Below are 14,914 nucleotides of genomic sequence, written 5' to 3'. Positions count from 1 at the left end.
TCGAATGGCTCGCAAATCAGTACAGTCAGGGGCAGACACCGCACTGTATGGTCGAGTAATGTGGCAACTGTCCCAGTACACTTCTAAACTGTTCCGGTATTGTTTCACACAAGAATAAAATGCCCGTGAAATCGAGTGCTGCGTCATGACCAATCTCTTGCTCTACCAACGTATTGCTCAGCAACTGGCCGAAGACATCCGCCGTGGGGTCTATCAACCGGGGGAGCGCGTGCCTTCGGTGCGCAAGATGAGTTCGCAGCTCAACGTCAGCCATGCGACGGTGTTGCAGGCTTACGCCAATCTTGAAGATCAGGGGCTGATTCGCGCGCGCCCGCAGTCCGGTTATTACGTGCACCAGACGCCGGCACTGACGGCGCCGACGCCGGACATTGCCCGGGTCGAGCGGCCGGGGCTGGTCACTCGCAGCAGCATCATTCAACAGGTTCTGGTCGAATCGCGCCGTGAGGGTGTGTTCCCGCTGGGCGCGGCCGTGCCGAGTGTCGATTACTTGCCGGTGCGCGCACTGCATCAGCAACTGGCCAAGGTCACCCGCTTCCATAGCCCGCGTGCTTTCAGCTACATGTTCAGCCCCGGTTTTGAGCCGCTGCGCCGGCAAGTGGCGATCCGCATGCGCGACGCTGGCGTGGTGGTCGATCCGTCAGAAGTGGTGATCACTCACGGGTGTGTCGATGCCTTGCAGATGTCCTTGCGCGTATTGACCCGTCCGGGTGATCTTATCGCCGCCGAATCGCCAACCTATTACGGTTTGCTGCAACTGGCCGATCTGCTCGGCCTGAAAGTTATCGAGATTCCAAGCGATCCCGCGACTGGCATGAGCCTTGAGGCGCTACAACTGGCGGCCAACCAGTGGTCGATCAAAGCGTTGGTGCTGACCACGCGACTGAGCAACCCCTTGGGCGGAACCATGCCCGAAGAGCGGCAGAAGCAGCTGCTGCGCCTGGCCTCGGACTTCGATATCCAGATCGTCGAGGATGATATCTATGGCGAACTGATGTTCGAGCAAGGTAAAACCAAAGCGCTCAAGGCTTATGACCGTCTCGACCGAGTGATCTACTGCTCGAGTTTCTCCAAAACCTTGTCACCCGGTGTGCGTATCGGCTGGATGATCGCTGGCAAGTACCAGCAGGAAATCCAGCGCTTGCAGACCTTCAGCACCCATTCGGCATGCAGCGTGACGCAGATGGCGATCGCCGCTTATCTGGAAAATGGCGGCTATGACCGGCATTTACGGTACATCCGTCAGGAATACCGAAAAAACCTCAGCGCCTTCCAGCTGGCGGTGCAGCAGTACTTCCCCGAAGGCACGCAAATGACCCGGCCCACGGGCGGTTTCATCCTCTGGGTGAGTCTGCCGGGGAGGATCAATACACAAGAATTGCATGTCCGTGCGTTGCAGCAGGGCATCAGTATTGCGCCGGGGCTGATCTTCAGTAATACCGAGCAGTTCAACCACTGTATCCGCCTCAACTGCGGGATCCCGTGGAACCGCGAGGCGGAGCGGGCGCTGATGACCCTCGGGATGCTGGCGACTCAACTGTGTCAGGAAACCGCTGGCGGATTCTGAACGAGCGGTGGGTGACGCTTGTCTTGTCGCGTCCAACAAGCGAGCATATGGCCCTCTGCCGTTAGTGTCGTTGGGGTCCATGAAAGCGATTTTTCCTGCCGCTTGGGTTTTGTTGGGTTTGCTGATGATCGGTCATGCGCCAGGCGTCGTGGCCGCTGCGGTTCAGGAAAAACCGGCCGCGACGAGCCCCGCTAAAAAAAACACGCCTGCGCCAAAGGCCACTGCCGCGAAGAAACCCCAGCAGAAAGTCATCAAGAAGCGCAAACCAGTCGCCTCCAAATCGAAACCCGCCAGCGAAGTGGTGAAAACCAGATTGCCGCCGGCCAGACTCGATTTGAGCCTGCCCAAGGACATGGTTCAGGAGTTGAAGCCCAAAGGCACGGTTGAGTTGCCCAAGCGCGAGCCGATCCTGCCGCAGATGTTTGGTGAAAAGAACACCGGGTTCCAGCTCAACGGCCGTTTGCTCAGCAATGAAATGCAGCTGCAACTGCGTAATGAAGAGCGTCGCGAAGTCGAAGGTGCGGCGCTGGACTTTGAATTCAAGCAGTAAATCCAGCCCATCGGTGACCCGCAGACCAGACGCTTTGTCGGAGACTGGTCAGTCACATTCAGTTATCGCTAAAAACCCCGGTTCAGGGAATTTAAAACAGCCGTTTTAGCGGTTACTCTGTTCCGCGTCCCTTTTACACATCGCCCGTCGCGAGGAAACGTTCGTCATGAAATGCCGTGAAGGCTGTGGCGCTTGCTGCATTGCCCCGTCCATCAGTTCGCCGATTCCCGGCATGCCTGATGGCAAACCTGCCGGCGAACGTTGCGTGCAACTCTCGGTCGAAAACCTGTGCAGCATTTTTGGCCGCCCGGAGCGCCCGGCCGTCTGTTCCGGCTTCGCAGCTGATGTCGAAGTGTGTGGCAGCAGCCCGGAGGAAGCGATCAGATTGCTCGGCTGGTGGGAGCAGATGACGGCGGCGTGATGTGTCAAACGAACGGAACTTCAACAATAAGGAATAAGACTATGGGTTCGCTGCATCGTATCGCTGTGTTGTGTGGTTTGACCGCTGTTTTGGCGACTTCCATCGCTCAGGCTGAGGACTGGAAAGTCGCCAAGAACGAGGACGGCATCAAGGTGTCTCTGAGTGAAGTGCCGGGCTCGGACTACAAGTCCTACCAGGGCGTTGCGCTGATGAAAACCACCGTCGCCAAACTGCGCGCACTGCAGGAAGACGTCTCTGGCGCGTGCGCCTGGATTCACGAATGCAAGACCCAGAAACTGCTCAAGCACGAAGGCGATCAGAGCTGGACCTACACCCAGTTCAACACGCCTTGGCCAGTGACTCCGCGTGACTCGGTGCTGAAGGTGACCACCGTTGAAGGCGCCGATGGCAGCCTGACCCGCAATCTGGAAGGCTTGCCGACGTACATGCCGGAAGAAAAGGGCTTTGTCCGCGTTCAGCAGGTCAAAGGCTTCTGGAAGTTCGTGCCAAAGGGCGACCAGGTTGAAGTGACTTATCAGGTGCACACCGAGCCAGGCGGCAGCGTGCCGGCAATGGTTGCCAACAAGTTCGTTGTCGATGCGCCGTTCAACACCTTGAAAGCTCTGAAAGAACGCGCCGAGAAATAATCAGCGCGCTCTACACAAAACGCCCCGACCGATACGGGGCGTTTTGTTTTGTCGCTATATTGTGTTTCCAGATATGCGTTGCACGAAATTTTCACAAAGTGTTCCTGACAATTCGCCCGCGTTTACGCGCTGTCCCGGTCTGCCAGGGCGCTAAATGAAAGTGTCTGGCGGCGAGGCAGTAATCAATGGCAATGGTGCGGGTGATCGTGCAACATTTGCGCACCGCGCACGCCCCGGGGTCTGGAATGACCAATAGAGGGCATGGCGCCGCTGTATTTTTGCAACTTCAACTTCCAATGGGTCCTAAAACGACATGGCAAACCCGGACGCCCTGAATCAGCAGCGATCTTCTGCTCGCCTGCTGCAACCGACCGTCAAATCGCATCTGGCCTACACGCTGCTTTGCGCGCTGGTCATGATGGTGATGTTTTCCGTGCTGCGCCTCGCGCTGCTGGTCTACAACCGCGAGATGATCCTCGACACCCCGGCTTCGACCTTCCTCGAAGCCTTCGCCAATGGCCTGCGTTTCGACCTGCGCCTGGTGGTTTACGTGTGCGTTCCACTGGTGCTGGCGCTGTTCAGTGCTCGCGCCATGGCGGCACGTGGCTTCTTCCGTCTGTGGCTGACGATCGCCTCGAGTATTGCGCTGTTCCTCGGCCTGATGGAGATGGACTTCTATCGTGAGTTCCACCAGCGCCTCAATGGTCTGGTGTTTCAGTACGTGAAAGAAGACCCGAAAACCGTGATGAGCATGCTCTGGTACGGTTTCCCGGTGGTTCGCTATCTGTTGGCATGGGTCATCGGCACCGTCATCCTGACACTGGCGTTCAAAGGCGCCGACCGTGCCACCCGTCCGCGCGGACCTTTCAGCGGCGGCAGCGTCAGCACCCGTCAAGTTGCACCGTGGTACACCCGTCTTGCGGTGTTCGTGGTCTGCCTGTTGATCTGCGTGGTTGCCGCCCGTGGCACCCTGCGTCAAGGCCCGCCGATGCGTTGGGGGGACGTCTACACCACTGACTCCAACTTTGCCAACCAGCTCGGCCTCAACGCCACGCTGTCGCTGATCGAGGCCGCCAAGTCCCGTATGGGCGAAGATCGCGACAACATCTGGAAAGCGACGTTGCCGCAGGAACAGGCGCAGAAAGTCGTGCGCGACATGCTGCTGATGCCGGACGACAAACTGGTCGATGCCGATATTGCCGCCGTGCGCCGTGATTACACGCCGCCGGCCGACAAGACCCTGCCGATCAAGAACGTCGTGGTGATCCTGATGGAAAGCATGGCCGGTCACTCGGTCGGTGCATTGGGTGCGCCAGGCAACATCACGCCATACCTCGACAAACTGTCCAAGGAAGGCCTGCTGTTCGACCGTTTCTTTTCCAACGGTACGCACACCCACCAGGGCATGTTCGCGACCATGGCCTGCTTCCCGAACCTGCCAGGTTTCGAATACCTGATGCAGACCCCGGAAGGCAGCCACAAGCTGTCCGGCCTGCCGCAGGTGCTCAGCGCCCGTAACTACGACGACGTGTACGTCTACAACGGCGACTTCGCCTGGGACAACCAGTCGGGCTTCTTCAGCAACCAGGGCATGACCAACTTTGTTGGCCGTAATGACTTCGTCAATCCGGTGTTCTCCGATCCGACCTGGGGCGTGTCCGACCAGGACATGTTCGACCGTGGTCTGCAGGAGCTCAAGGCGCGGGAAAACGGCAAGCCGTTCTACGCGCTGCTGCAAACCCTGTCCAACCACACGCCGTACGCCTTGCCGACGCCATTGCCGGTCGAGCGTGTGACTGACCGTGGCAGCCTCAACGAACACCTGACCGCCATGCGCTACTCCGACTGGGCGCTGGGTCAGTTCTTCGAGAAGGCGCGCAAAGAGCCGTACTTCAAGGAAACCCTGTTCGTCATCGTCGGTGACCACGGTTTTGGTAACGAGCGCCAGATCACCGAAATGGACCTGGGCCGTTTCAACGTGCCAATGCTGATGATCGCTCCGGGCATCCAGGAGAAGTTCGGTACCCGCGACCACACCGTCGGTACGCAAATCGACATCGTGCCGACCATCATGGGTCGCCTCGGTGGCGAAGTGCGTCATCAGTGCTGGGGCCGCGATTTGCTCAACCTGCCGGAAGGCGACACCGGTTTCGGTGTGATCAAACCGTCGGGCAGCGAGCAGACCACCGCCATCGTCACGGCCGACCAGATTCTGGTATTGCCGAGAGACAAGGACATGGGGCCGAAGATGTGGCAGTACCAGTTGGGGGCCAATCCGCACGCCGAAGTGGTGCCGAATGCACCGCGCACCGCTGAGTTGAAACTCAAGCTCGAAGCGTTCCTGCAAACGGCGACCAAAAGCCTGATGGATAACACCGCGGGCGTCGTTCACGGCAAGCCGGATTGATCGCTTACCGACAATAAATCCGCGCAATAAAAAAGAGGCCCTGAACAGGGCCTCTTTTTTTGCCGGTTACATCGTTATATCCGACCGAGTAACAGCAGCACCAACAGCACCACCAACACCACGCCGATAATGCCTGACGGACCGTAACCCCAACTTCTGGAGTGCGGGAAGACCGGCAGACCACCGATCAGCAACAGGATCAGGATAATGATAAGAATTGTGCCCATGTCGATTTCCTTGTTGATAGTGTTCGAGAAGTCTTGGTATTCAAGGGCGACTGGAGACTAAGTAATTCCAGACGGCTTACAAATTCCGACCGGTGCGCATGAAAGAAAATTCAATGTTTTTTTAATGTATTTGGATCGCAGGCTTATTTCCTTTTTCCGCTCGGCTAGTTCAGAACTCAGACCATTTCCGGGAATCCAACGTGCCTCGGTTTGCCCTCACCATTCAGCAATCTGATGGAGCGTGGGCGCGCGCCGATCCTTCGCTACACTCCGCGCATCTTCCCCGGAACAACAAGGCTGTGTGCTATGCAAAATCGCATGATGATCACTGGTGCGGGCTCGGGACTGGGTCGCGAAATCGCGCTGCGCTGGGCGCGTGAAGGCTGGCGACTGGCCTTGTCCGACGTCAGCGACCCCGGCCTGCAGGAAACCCTGAAAATGGTCCGCGAGGCCGGTGGCGACGGTTTTACCCAACGCTGTGATGTGCGTGATTACAGCCAGCTCACCGCGTTCGCTCAGGCCTGTGAAGAGAAGCTCGGCGGCATCGACGTCATCGTCAACAACGCCGGCGTGGCCTCGGGCGGTTTCTTCAGCGAACTGTCGCTGGAAGACTGGGACTGGCAGATCGCGATCAACCTGATGGGCGTGGTCAAAGGCTGCAAGGCGTTCCTGCCGCTGCTTGAACAGAGCAAAGGCAAAATCATCAACATCGCCTCCATGGCGGCACTGATGCAAGGCCCGGCGATGAGCAACTACAACGTGGCCAAGGCGGGTGTAGTGGCGCTCTCGGAAAGTCTGTTGATTGAACTGGCGCAGCAGGAAGTCGGCGTACATGTGGTCTGTCCGTCATTCTTTCAGACCAATCTGCTCGACTCTTTCCGTGGCCCGACGCCGGCGATGAAAGCGCAGGTGGGCAAGTTGCTGGAAAGTTCGCCGATTACGGCGGCGGATATCGCCGACTACATCTATCAGCAAGTAGCGGCCGGCGAATTCATGATCCTGCCCCACGAACAAGGACGCATGGCCTGGGCGATCAAGCAAAAGAACCCGCAACTGCTCTACAACGAAATGACTTCCATGGCGGAAAAAATGCGCGCCAAGGCCAGACAAAACAACGGCTGACCTTGCCCATTACAGACGGCGTCGTTAGGGTGGCCGCAATGGTCACCCTGTCGAGACGCATCAATGCTCAATTACTTGTGGTTCTTCCTCGCGGCACTGTTTGAGATCGCCGGTTGCTTCGCCTTTTTCATGTGGCTGCGTCAGGGCAAAAGTGCTCTGTGGGTGATTCCCGCGTTGCTCAGTCTGACCCTCTTTGCGTTGTTACTGACCCGCGTCGAAGCGAATTATGCGGGGCGTGCCTATGCCGCTTATGGCGGGATCTACATCGTCGCGTCGATTGGCTGGCTGATGGTGGTCGAGCGGGTTCGTCCATTGAGTTCGGACTGGATCGGCGTGGCGCTGTGCGTGATCGGCGCCAGCGTGATTCTGTTCGGGCCGCGATTTTCTGCGGCCTGACGGGTATTTGTCGGAAACGTCTGACGGCTCGATGCGAGTATGGGTGTAAGGCAAAACTGATTTGCTCGGCGCGCATTGTAGAGCTGCCTCAAGCCGCGCATCTTCAGGGTTCGCTAACCCTGAAGGACGTATCTCATGCTTGTACTCAGCCGTGTCGTTGGTGAGTTGATTTCAATCGGTGACGACATCTCCCTGCGCGTACTGTCGGTAAACGGCTCCAGCGTGCGCTTTGGCGTCGAGGCCCCGCAAAAGGTCAATGTGCACCGCGCGGAGGTCTATGATCGGATCAAACGCAAGCAGGCCACTGAAAAGCTGCGCTGAAGCATTCAATCGAACAGGTGCTTGGGCACGTCGTGCTTGAGCATCAACTGGCACTGCTCGCTTTCCGGGTCGAAGACGATCAGCGCCTGACCTTTGGTCAATGCCTGACGCACGCGCAGCACGCGGGTTTCCAGCGGCGTGTCATCGCCATTGTCGGTGCCGTCGCGGGTGACGAAATCTTCAATGAGGCGGGTGAGGGTGTCGACTTCAAGTTGGTCGTGGGGGATGAGCATGGGCACCTCGGTTGAATCAATGGCGGGATGCTACGGCGATTGCGGTTTGCCTGCCAGTTTTGTATTGACCGTGCTGGCCTCATCGCTGGCAAGCCAGCTCCCACAGGGTTTGAGGGTGTTCAAAAATAGGTGATTCACCGCGAAAACTGTGGGAGCTGGCTTGCCAGCGATGGGGCCAGTCCTGTCACCACAAAAACCGGATCAGCTATCGGAACGCTGCCCCACCAGGCTGTCCACCGACGGCACTCGCGTATCACTTTCCATCTGCGTGTCATGCTCAATCTGGTGACTGAAGCGATCCAGCGAAGCATTCGCCGGCGCTGCATCGCTGGCGAACACCGGCGGACTCAGAATATAAGCCCCGAGCAACCGACTCAACGCCGCCAGACTGTCGATGTGCGTTCGCTCATACCCATGCGTCGCATCACAACCAAAAGCCAGCAGGGCAGTGCGTATATCGTGCCCGGCCGTCACCGCCGAGTGCGCATCGCTGAAGTAATAGCGGAACAGGTCGCGGCGCACCGGCAACTCGTTTTCACCCGCCAGACGCAACAAATGCCGCGACAAGTGATAGTCGTACGGCCCGCCGGAATCCTGCATCGCCACACTCACCGCGTGTTCGCTGGAGTGCTGCCCCGGCGCAACGGGGGCGATGTCGATGCCGACGAATTCGCTGACGTCCCACGGCAATGCTGCCGCCGCGCCGCTGCCGGTTTCCTCGGTGATGGTGAACAGCGGATGGCAGTCGATCATCAGTTCCTGACCACTGTCGACAATGGCTTTGAGTGCCGCCAGCAGCGCTGCAACCCCGGCCTTGTCATCGAGGTGGCGGGCGCTGATGTGTCCGCTTTCGGTGAATTCCGGCAGCGGATCGAAGGCGACCACGTCACCGATGCTGATGCCCAGCGAGTCGCAATCGGCCTTGGTCGCACAGTAAGCGTCCAGACGCAGTTCAACGTGGTCCCAACTGATCGGCATCTCGTCCACTGCTGTGTTGAAAGCATGCCCGGACGCCATCAGCGGCAACACACTGCCGCGAATCACGCCGTTGTCGGTGAACAGGCTGACACGGCTGCCCTCGGCAAAACGGCTCGACCAGCAGCCGACCGGCGCGAGGGTCAGGCGCCCGTTGTCTTTGATTGCACGAACCGCCGCGCCGATGGTGTCGAGGTGCGCCGAGACGGCGCGGTCGGGGCTGTTCTTCTTGCCTTTGAGCGTGGCGCGAATGGTGCCGCGCCGGGTCATTTCGAACGGGATGCCGAGTTCTTCCAGGCGCTCGGCGACGTAACGCACGATGGTGTCGGTGAACCCGGTGGGGCTGGGAATGGCGAGCATTTCCAGGAGGACTTTTTGCAGGTAGTTGAGATCCGGTTCTGGGATTTGCGTGGTCATGGAAACTCCTGATGGGTTGAGCACACCGATGGTTTCGATGAGGAAAGTTTTGTGTTGCTTGATCGGGCCTCATCGCTGGCAAGCCAGCTCCCACAGTTTTTGTGTGTACCGCAAACTTTGTGGGAGCTGGCTTGCCAGCGATGGCGTCGGTTCAATCACTAGAGAATCAAGAGACAACCGGCTGACTGTGCGGAAACAACAAATCGACAAACCGCTCCGCCGTCGGCTGCGGCTCATGATTGGCCAACCCGGCGCGTTCGTTGGCCTCGATAAACACGTATTCGGGCTGATCCGCCGCCGGCACCATCAGATCGAGGCCGACCATCGGAATATCGAGCGCCCGCGCCGCACGCACGGCGGCATCGACCAGCGTCGGGTGAAGAATCGCTGTGACATCTTCCAGCGTGCCACCGGTGTGCAGATTCGCCGTACGCCGCACAAACAAATGCTCGCCGGCCGGCAGAATGCTGCTGTAGTCGTAACCCGCCGCATGCAAGGTGCGCTGGGTCTCGTGGTCCAGCGGGATCTTGCTCTCACCGCTGGTCGCCGCTTGCCGACGCCGACTCTGCGCCTCGATCAACGCGCCGACCGAATGCTGGCCATCGCCGACCACTTCTGCCGGTTTGCGAATCGCCGCCGCCACCACTTCAAAACCAATTACCAGAATCCGCAGATCGAGACCTTCGTGGAAACTTTCCAGCAGCACGCGGCTATCAAATTGCTTCGCCGTTTCGATGGCCTGCTGGACCTCGTCGATGCTCTGCAAATCCACCGCCACGCCTTGGCCCTGTTCACCGTCTAGCGGCTTGACCACCACCCGTTGATGCTCGTCGAGGAAGGCCAGATTGTCGTCGGCATTGCCGGCCAGTTGCTGCGACGGCAGGTTCAGTCCGGCGCCTTTGAGCACTTTGTGTGTCAGGCTTTTGTCCTGGCACAGGCTCATGCTGATTGCACTGGTCAGGTCGCTCAGCGATTCGCGGCAACGTACGCGGCGCCCGCCATGGCTGAGGGTGAACAACCCGGCATCGGCGTCATCCACCTGCACATCGATGCCGCGTCGATGGGCTTCTTCAACGATGATTCGCGCATACGGATTGAACTGCGCCTCCGGGCCGGGGCCGAGAAACAGCGGCTGATTGATGCCGTTCTTGCGTTTGATGGCGAAGGTCGACAGATTGCGAAAACCGAGCTTGGCGTAAAGGCTTTTTGCCTGGCGGTTGTCGTGCAATACCGACAGGTCCAGATAACTCAAACCGCGACTCATGAAGTGCTCGATCAGGTGCCTTACCAGCACTTCACCGACACCCGGACGCGAGCATTGCGGATCAACCGCCAGGCACCACAGGCTGCTGCCGTTTTCCGGGTCGTTGAAGGCTTTGTGATGGTTCAGGCCCATGACGCTGCCGATCACCGCGCCGCTGTCTTCATCCTCGGCCAGCCAGTAGACCGGCCCGCCCTGATGGTGCGGGGTCAGCCGCGTGGCGTCGATCGGCAGCATGCCGCGCGCCTGATACAACAGATTGATTGCCTGCCAGTCCGCTTCACTCTGCGCACGGCGGATGCGAAAGCCGCGAAACACGCGGGTGGCCTGGCGGTAATCGCTGAACCACAGGCGCAAAGTGTCGGATGGATCGAGGAACAACTGCGTCGGTTCCAGGCCGAGAATCTGCTGTGGCGCGGCGACGTACAGCGCGATGTCGCGTTCGCCGGGCTGCTCTTTGAGCAGTTCCTGCGCCAGCGATGCCGGATCTGGAAACGTGTGGCCGATCAGCAACCGGCCCCAGCCGCAATGCACCGCGATCGGTTCGGCGGCCAGCGTGCTGCCGTCTTCGGCCAGACGTGCCTGCAAGCGTTCATAGGACGGCGTCTGGCCGCGTAGCAGCCGTTGGTTGATGGCCGTGGCGTGAGGTTTCATCAATCAGATTCCTTGTTCACTGAGCCACAGGTTCAGGGCCGCCAGTTGCCACAGTTTCGAACCGCGCAACGGCGTCAGTTGGCCTTGCGGATCGGTCAGCAGTTTGTCGAGCATGGCCGGGTTGAACAGGCCGCGATCCTGACTCGGATCAAGCAGCAGTTCGCGCACCCAGTTCAGCGTATCGCCCTGCAAGTGCTTGAGGCCCGGCACTGGGAAGTAGCCTTTTTTGCGGTCAATCACTTCACTTGGAATCACTCGGCGCGCAGCTTCTTTCAGCACTTGTTTGCCGCCATCGGGCAGCTTGAATTTGCCGGGTACGCGGGCCGACAGTTCCACCAGACGGTAGTCGAGAAACGGCGTACGCGCTTCCAGGCCCCAGGCCATGGTCATGTTGTCGACGCGTTTGACCGGGTCATCGACCAGCATCACCGTGCTGTCCAGACGCAGGGCTTTGTCCACCGCGGCATCGGCGCCAGGTTGGGCGAAATGTTCCTTCACGAAATCGCCGGCAGCGTCATTCTCAGTCAGCCATTTCGGCTGCACGGTGGCGGCATAGTCGTCGTAACTGCGGTCGAAAAACGCGTTGCGATAAGCCGCATAAGGATCGGCCGCACCGTCGACTTGCGGGTACCAGTGATAACCGGCGAACAACTCGTCGGCACCCTGACCGCTTTGCACCACCTTGCAGTGCTTGGCCACTTCGCGCGACAGCAGGTAGAAGGCGATGCAGTCGTGGCTGACCATCGGCTCGCTCATCGCGCGAAACGCGGCGGGCAGTTGTTCAATGATCTCTTTCTCGTCGATACGCAATTGATGGTGGTGGGTGCCGTAGTGTTTGGCGATCAGATCGGAATACTGAAACTCGTCACCGCGCTCGCCACCGGCATCCTGGAAACCGATGGAAAAGGTCGACAGGTTTTCCACGCCGACTTCGCGCAACAGGCCGACGAGCATGCTCGAATCGACACCGCCGGACAGCAGCACGCCGACATCTACAGCGGCACGCTGACGAATCGCCACCGCTTCGCGAGTGCTGTCGAGCACGCGGTCGACCCAGTCTTCCAGCGTCAGATTTTTCTCATCATCGTGTGGGCCGTAAGGCAGGGTCCACCAGGTTTTCTGCTCGGTGGTGCCATCGGCTTCAACGCGCATCCAGGTCGCTGGTGGCAGCTTTTCGATGCCGGCCAGCAAGGTGCGCGGCGCAGGGACCACCGCATGGAAATTCAGGTAATGATTGAGCGCCACCGGATCAAGGATCGGGTTGATGTCGCCGCCCTTGAGCAGCGCCGGCAACGCCGAGGCAAAGCGCAGGCGCTGGCCGGTGCGCGACAGGTACAACGGCTTCACGCCGAGACGGTCGCGGGCGATGAACAGGCGTTGGGCGTCGCGCTCCCAAATGGCAAAGGCGAACATGCCGTTGAGTTTCGGCAGCAGCGCTTCGCCCCAGGCGTGGTAGCCCTTGAGCAGCACTTCGGTGTCGCCACCGGAATAGAAGGCGTAACCCAGCGCTTCGAGTTCGGCACGCAGTTCCGGGAAGTTGTAGATCGCGCCGTTGAAGGCCAGGGACAAGCCCAGTTGGCTGTCGATCATCGGCTGCGCCGAGCCGTCCGACAGGTCCATGATTTTCAGGCGACGATGACCCAGGGCAATCGGCCCTTGGGCATGGAAGCCCCACGCGTCGGGGCCGCGAGGGGCCAGGTGATGGGTGATTCTCTCGATCGCTGCAAGGTCTGCAGGTTGTTGATCAAAACGTAACTCGCCAGCTAATCCGCACATAAAATCCTTACCGGTTTTTCCGTTGGGGAGGGGTCAAGCCATACCTCGCCAGAAGGGCGGGTACTCAGAAACTGACCCGCGCCGGTAAGTGGAGTTTTAGAACGATAAGTTATAAGCGCGGCGTTGGATCTGTTTCCGGCCCACAACTCACTACTGCTTTGTGATCAATGTTTTCTTGAGCATGTGTACTTTGCTTGATACCTACGCCGTGTTTCACGCTCCAGCCCTTAGTGGGTGAATACACGGCCGGTGGACGGTAGGCGTACGGATCGAGCGGATGGCAGACGCGCCAGGCGAGAGGGTCGGGTTCCACTTCAAAAACGCTGTCGGCGACCTTGATGAAGTGACGGTCGTTCCATTCGTATATTTTGTGTTCATAGTGATCGAGACTCCCCTGCGCTATAACCAGACTGGCGATGTAGGCTTTTACTTCGTACTCAGACACCGCAGATTTTTTCTGTAGATAGAGCGGATGCCCGGTTGATTTTTCGGTTAATTCGAATTGGTCGAAATAATCAGTTGCTGCGCCTTCGTCCGCCTGCGGTTTATTGCCATTGCTGTCGCCATCGGCGGCAGACGGTATTTTTTTCAGATCCAGCAACCGAATCAGCGCCAGGTGCCTTTCGGGCACCGGCCAGGTGTTCACGCTATTGAATACGCTGCTCAGCAGCCGATCAGTGGGATGGGTGCGCAAGCGGGTGATGAAATCATCGGTCGGACTTTTGAGAGACGTGAAATATTTGCCCAAGGCCGATTTTTTTCGTCGGTTGGCATAGGCTGCTTCATTGATGTTGACGACCGGCACCGCAAACTCTCTGGAATCAGCGAAGAGCTTGTCGACGTAACGATCAAACAGGTGTTGATTTAAGCCTTTCCCGAGCGGAATAAAATTGATATCCGAGTGTATGTTTTCCAGCGTGTTAAGCGCAAAGTCGTGTTGCTCGGTGATGGGTAGCTGAGACTTGATCAGTTCCCGAAACTCTGCTTTTGGAAGAAACTCATAAACAAAACGGTCTATGTATTCGATGCGGTTATTGGATGTGTAGAAACCGTCGCCGGAATCATTGGGTACATACAGGATAAAACTGTCTTTCTTTGCCTCTGTAGAATGGCGCCATGTGATCAGCGTGGCGTCTGTCGTATATTTCCCAAACAGCTGCAAAGCGTGCAGCTGGATTTTACCGTTGTAGAATAAATCGCCAGTCAAGATATCCTCTTTACTGTATACGAGCTGCATGAGTGCATGAAGCTGATGGGGCGGAAATTCAGCGCCCAGAGCGTCCTTGCCAGGCGGCTTGGTGAAGTACTTCTCATAAGCGCAGAGTTCAAAGTTGTGCCTGTGCAGTTGTGCGCCGAGCCGTGTGACGCGCGCATCCTTCAATACGCTGGAAATGTATTTGAGGTAGGCACCTCCGAGATCAAGCTCGCGACTCAGCGCTGCAAATTCCTCTGCGCTGATCCTGAGATCCGATGACCCCGGCTCAGATGTTTTGCGTGGTTGAGGCAACGTCCCGCTGTCATTTGAAAAGTAACCGGCAGTTGCTTCCTCGTCGGTAAAGTTCAGCATGGCTGCCTGTAACAGGGTGAGGGTAGGCGAGGTCTGGTCTTTGGTGTTGGCGGGTGCGAGCCTGATCAGGTCATCGACGCTGAAGCGCATTCCGTACTTCTGCTTCAGTGCGTGCAGAAGTTTGAGCCTGCAGTACTGTTCCAGATTGACCAGCTTGCTTACCAGCGATTCGAAGTAATGATGAAAGGGGGTCGCTTGATTAATGGCGTTACGAAAATCGGTGAGCTTTTTGGGATCGTTTTTCTTGAAAAGGTGGTTGAAACGATCCAGGGGGTCCGACTGTAAATTGACTGTTGCAGCTACCGGTTGTTTTTTAAGTGGCGTATCCATGAAGAAGTCTCATTTAGGAAAAGAG

14 protein-coding genes are annotated in these 14,914 nt (G+C 58.2%); 8 read left to right on the top strand and 6 right to left on the bottom strand.

What is annotated here, in order from left to right:
• The first annotated feature begins 145 nt into the window (after nucleotides 1-145).
• From ACIF4X_RS16185 to ACIF4X_RS16165, 5 genes are all read left to right on the top strand, one after another.
• Entirely contained in the window at nucleotides 146-1,585 is a 1,440-nt protein-coding gene (locus tag ACIF4X_RS16185; RefSeq protein WP_397482904.1) for a PLP-dependent aminotransferase family protein, read from the top strand.
• A 79-nt stretch (nucleotides 1,586-1,664) separates the two neighbouring features.
• On the top strand, nucleotides 1,665-2,135 hold the full coding sequence (locus ACIF4X_RS16180) for a translation initiation factor 2 (RefSeq protein ID WP_397482903.1): 471 nt from the start codon (nucleotides 1,665-1,667) through the stop codon (nucleotides 2,133-2,135).
• A 166-nt stretch (nucleotides 2,136-2,301) separates the two neighbouring features.
• Nucleotides 2,302-2,556 carry a YkgJ family cysteine cluster protein gene (locus tag ACIF4X_RS16175; protein ID WP_397482902.1) on the top strand — a complete coding sequence of 85 codons (255 nt, stop codon included), beginning with the start codon at nucleotides 2,302-2,304 and terminating at the stop codon, nucleotides 2,554-2,556.
• A gap of 41 nt (nucleotides 2,557-2,597) precedes the next feature.
• On the top strand, nucleotides 2,598-3,203 hold the full coding sequence (locus tag ACIF4X_RS16170) for an START domain-containing protein (RefSeq protein WP_397482901.1): 606 nt from the start codon (nucleotides 2,598-2,600) through the stop codon (nucleotides 3,201-3,203).
• Between the two features lie 313 nt (nucleotides 3,204-3,516).
• Nucleotides 3,517-5,610: an LTA synthase family protein gene (locus tag ACIF4X_RS16165; protein ID WP_397482900.1), complete on the top strand. Its 2,094-nt coding sequence runs from the start codon at nucleotides 3,517-3,519 to the stop codon at nucleotides 5,608-5,610.
• Between the two features lie 74 nt (nucleotides 5,611-5,684).
• Here ACIF4X_RS16165 and ACIF4X_RS16160 read toward each other — a convergent pair whose 3' ends face one another.
• A complete protein-coding gene (locus tag ACIF4X_RS16160) occupies nucleotides 5,685-5,843 on the bottom strand; it encodes a DUF3309 family protein (RefSeq protein ID WP_169432680.1) in 159 nt (52 codons plus the stop codon).
• Between the two features lie 300 nt (nucleotides 5,844-6,143).
• On the opposite strand from ACIF4X_RS16160, the gene ACIF4X_RS16155 reads away from it, so the two are divergent.
• From ACIF4X_RS16155 to csrA, 3 genes are all read left to right on the top strand, one after another.
• The gene (locus ACIF4X_RS16155; RefSeq protein WP_397482899.1) at nucleotides 6,144-6,959 is read left to right on the top strand and encodes an SDR family oxidoreductase; all 816 of its coding nucleotides are present in this window, start codon (nucleotides 6,144-6,146) and stop codon (nucleotides 6,957-6,959) included.
• Nucleotides 6,960-7,022: 63 nt separating this feature from the next.
• Nucleotides 7,023-7,355 (top strand): YnfA family protein, encoded by a 333-nt coding sequence (locus tag ACIF4X_RS16150; protein ID WP_007908357.1) that lies wholly within the window; start codon nucleotides 7,023-7,025, stop codon nucleotides 7,353-7,355.
• 135 nt (nucleotides 7,356-7,490) lie between these two features.
• Complete coding sequence (gene csrA / locus ACIF4X_RS16145) at nucleotides 7,491-7,676, top strand: carbon storage regulator CsrA (RefSeq protein WP_007908359.1); 186 nt, start codon at nucleotides 7,491-7,493, stop codon at nucleotides 7,674-7,676.
• 5 nt (nucleotides 7,677-7,681) lie between these two features.
• Here csrA and ACIF4X_RS16140 read toward each other — a convergent pair whose 3' ends face one another.
• The 5 genes from ACIF4X_RS16140 to ACIF4X_RS16120 form a co-directional block, all read right to left on the bottom strand.
• The gene (locus tag ACIF4X_RS16140) at nucleotides 7,682-7,909 is read right to left on the bottom strand and encodes a YheU family protein (protein ID WP_003199186.1); all 228 of its coding nucleotides are present in this window, start codon (nucleotides 7,907-7,909) and stop codon (nucleotides 7,682-7,684) included.
• 201 nt (nucleotides 7,910-8,110) lie between these two features.
• Entirely contained in the window at nucleotides 8,111-9,301 is a 1,191-nt protein-coding gene (locus ACIF4X_RS16135) for an osmoprotectant NAGGN system M42 family peptidase (protein WP_077574040.1), read from the bottom strand.
• A gap of 166 nt (nucleotides 9,302-9,467) precedes the next feature.
• Entirely contained in the window at nucleotides 9,468-11,216 is a 1,749-nt protein-coding gene (ngg, locus tag ACIF4X_RS16130) for an N-acetylglutaminylglutamine synthetase (protein ID WP_397482898.1), read from the bottom strand.
• Nucleotides 11,217-11,219: 3 nt separating this feature from the next.
• Nucleotides 11,220-12,992, bottom strand: coding sequence for an N-acetylglutaminylglutamine amidotransferase (locus ACIF4X_RS16125; protein ID WP_397482897.1), 1,773 nt, complete (start codon nucleotides 12,990-12,992; stop codon nucleotides 11,220-11,222).
• A 109-nt stretch (nucleotides 12,993-13,101) separates the two neighbouring features.
• On the bottom strand, nucleotides 13,102-14,889 hold the full coding sequence (locus ACIF4X_RS16120; RefSeq protein ID WP_397482896.1) for a dermonecrotic toxin domain-containing protein: 1,788 nt from the start codon (nucleotides 14,887-14,889) through the stop codon (nucleotides 13,102-13,104).
• Nucleotides 14,890-14,914 lie beyond the last annotated feature (25 nt).

This window comes from Pseudomonas sp. NPDC085632, from assembly GCF_044541255.1.
Taxonomy (GTDB): Bacteria; Pseudomonadota; Gammaproteobacteria; order Pseudomonadales; family Pseudomonadaceae; genus Aquipseudomonas.
Note: the sequence above shows the minus strand (reverse complement) of the source record. Positions and strands in the feature narration are given on the sequence as shown.